This is a genomic window from Labilibaculum sp. K2S (genome assembly GCF_030372765.1).
In the GTDB taxonomy this organism is placed as follows: Bacteria; Bacteroidota; Bacteroidia; order Bacteroidales; family Marinifilaceae; genus Labilibaculum.
This window is the reverse complement of the sequence record NZ_JAUCMW010000055.1, coordinates 1-2,570: the sequence shown is the minus strand read 5'-3', so window position 1 is coordinate 2,570 and position 2,570 is coordinate 1. Positions and strand designations below refer to the sequence as shown.

Genomic DNA, 2,570 nt, shown 5'->3' with positions numbered 1-2,570 from the left:
TGTGTATTTCGGTGTATATGTGCCACCCATTTCGGTGATGTTGTGCCACTAAAAAAAGAATGATTTCAGGCTTAAATTTATAAATTATTTTGCACAGTTTTGAGCTTATTTTTTCTCATCGATTCACCAGACAATTCGATTCTGTGAGAAGAGTGAACCAGCCTATCAAGTATTGCGTCAGCAATAGTGCCTTCCCCAATAAGCTCGTGCCAACATTTCACTGGTATTTGAGTAGCAATAATGATTGAGGTTTTATCGTATTTGCTTTCTACGATATCCATTAGAGTTGTTCTTACGGTTGGATCAAAACTATTCAATCCAAAATCATCAAGTATCAGCAGATCTGCCTTTTCAATCCTCACCAATAGCTTGATGTATGTCCCCTCAGTTCTTGCTAGTCTTACATCATCCATCAGTCTTGTGGTGTTATAATACAAGGTTTTATGCTGCATCAAACAAGCTCTATGACCTAATGCCTGAGCAATATAGCTTTTGCCCGTTCCTGTTAATCCTGTGATGATCAGGTTCTCTTTTCGTTTTAAAAAATCAAGTGATGTGAGGCGTTCCAGAACATTTCGATCAAGTGATCTACTTGCTGTATAATCAATATCCTCCACGGTGGTCTGATCTCTGAATTTGGCTGATGCTATTAAATTTGCGATTTTCTTATTGTGCCTGTGTTCCCATTCCTGATCGACCAATAATGCAATAAATTGATCGATTGTATAATCTTTATACATTCCCGTTTGCAGGGAGTTGTAATAGGTTTCGGCCATGGCTGTTAAGCGCATTTGCTTCATTTTCTCAATACTTGTTTGGTGATTCATTTGGTCTGTTTTATTTATTTATTTATTTATTCAACAAAAATTCTCTCTTAAATTGCTATGTACAGGGATTGTTAGCTGTATCTCGGTGTTTTTTAATTCAAGATCCATATTGTTTTTTAGAATGCGTAATATGGTTCTGTAACTGTAGCGATCATGATTAAAAGCCATTCTGCACGCCAGTTCTATTCTATGCTGTGGATACTCTTTCTTTAGGTTGATGATGCCCAAGGATTGTTTGTAAGCAGTCTCAGGATAAGCTTGTTGCTCGATTAATGCGGATACATATTTTTTAGTTTCTTCTCCTATTTTCAATGCCTGTTTTTCGAAGTATTCCGGCGACCAATCTGAGTAAAATTGATGAGTACTGCTCATATGCTCTTTTACAGTGATATAAGTCCCTTTTTTAAAGCATCTTTTGTGTGAGGCTATCCGCTGGCTGTTATAATATATCTCAACACCTGTTTGATCGTATTGCATTTCTATCTGCTTGCCGATATACCTGTAAGGCACGCTGTAATAGGTTTTGTCATCCCACAAGCTGACGTAGCCCATTTTCTGAACCTTAGCTTTCTTGTAATTTTTAAGCTGATACTCATTGGGTGGTAAAGCCTGCAGATAATGCTTCTCTATATCTAAAAACTGTTTGACTCTCGATGTCTCAGTTTTGCTCATCAAGCTCTTATTGTACTTTTCAAGCTCAATTTGTATTTGTTTATTGAGATCCTCTAAGCTGAAAAATATCATATCCCGAATGGGATAAAAAATACGCTGATATACCAACTTTACAGCACCTTCAACCAATGCCTTGTCTTGTGGGGAATAGCAGCGTGTGGGATTAATGACACTGGAGTAATGGAGTCCTAAACTCTTCAGAGATTTATTCAATATCGGCTCATACTTAGAAGCTTTTGTGACTGCCGATTTTAAATTGTCGGGCACAATGGCTTTAGGACTGCCCCCGTAAAAGCTCAAACACTTATTGATCGATTGTACGAAATCTTCCCGTTTTTGACTCAGGCTGGCCTCCACGTAAGTATAATGGCTACAAGGAAGTATACCTACAAAAACCTCAACTGGTGTCACTTCACCCGTTTGCTTATCGACTATTTCTAGTTTTTTACCTGTATAATCAATATAAAGCTTGTCGCCAGCCTTGTGCTCAAGTTTACCACTCACTTTTATCTGATTAAACCAAGTGTTAAGGTGCTGATTAAATTGAGTATACCGATAGCCTTCAGGATGTTTTTGTAAATAATTTCGCCATAAAACTTCTCGTGTTGCTCCTGGTCGAAGCAGTTCCTTTTTAAAATAAGGAAAGTATTGACTCAGTTGCTGATAACGATCAGTATCCGAGTTGGAGCTAATTGGAAATAGTTCTAATAAATCCACATCAGAAAAATCCAACAGCTCAGTATAGCTAAGTTCACAGGCATTTAATAGCCTAACGTAGGGATCAATAGTATTGCGATGAATACTTAAGATTTTAGAGCAGGAACGATTACTCTCTCCTTTGATCTTTAATAGTAGTAATTGACGTATGTCCATAATTTCTATCCTTTTGGCAGCCATATTTCTGTAGTGATTAGTGTATACAGAAATAAGATAGAAATCATTCTTGGAGTGGCACAAGTTCGACCGATATACTTCGGAAATTATGTTCCAATTATACTGGCACAACTTGAACCGATATCAGTGGCACACTTTGAACCGAAATGGGTGGCACATAATGGAGCGATTTATCCA

2 protein-coding genes are annotated in these 2,570 nt (G+C 37.5%); both read right to left on the bottom strand.

Features of this window, described 5'->3' with window-relative positions; translation table 11 throughout:
• Positions 1 to 77 precede the first annotated feature (77 nt).
• Complete coding sequence (gene istB, locus QUH73_RS20600) at positions 78 to 827, bottom strand: IS21-like element helper ATPase IstB (protein WP_289532330.1); 750 nt, start codon at positions 825 to 827, stop codon at positions 78 to 80.
• Positions 828 to 857: 30 nt separating this feature from the next.
• On the bottom strand, positions 858 to 2,372 hold the full coding sequence (gene istA / locus QUH73_RS20595; protein WP_289532329.1) for an IS21 family transposase: 1,515 nt from the start codon (positions 2,370 to 2,372) through the stop codon (positions 858 to 860).
• Positions 2,373 to 2,570: the final 198 nt, after the last annotated feature.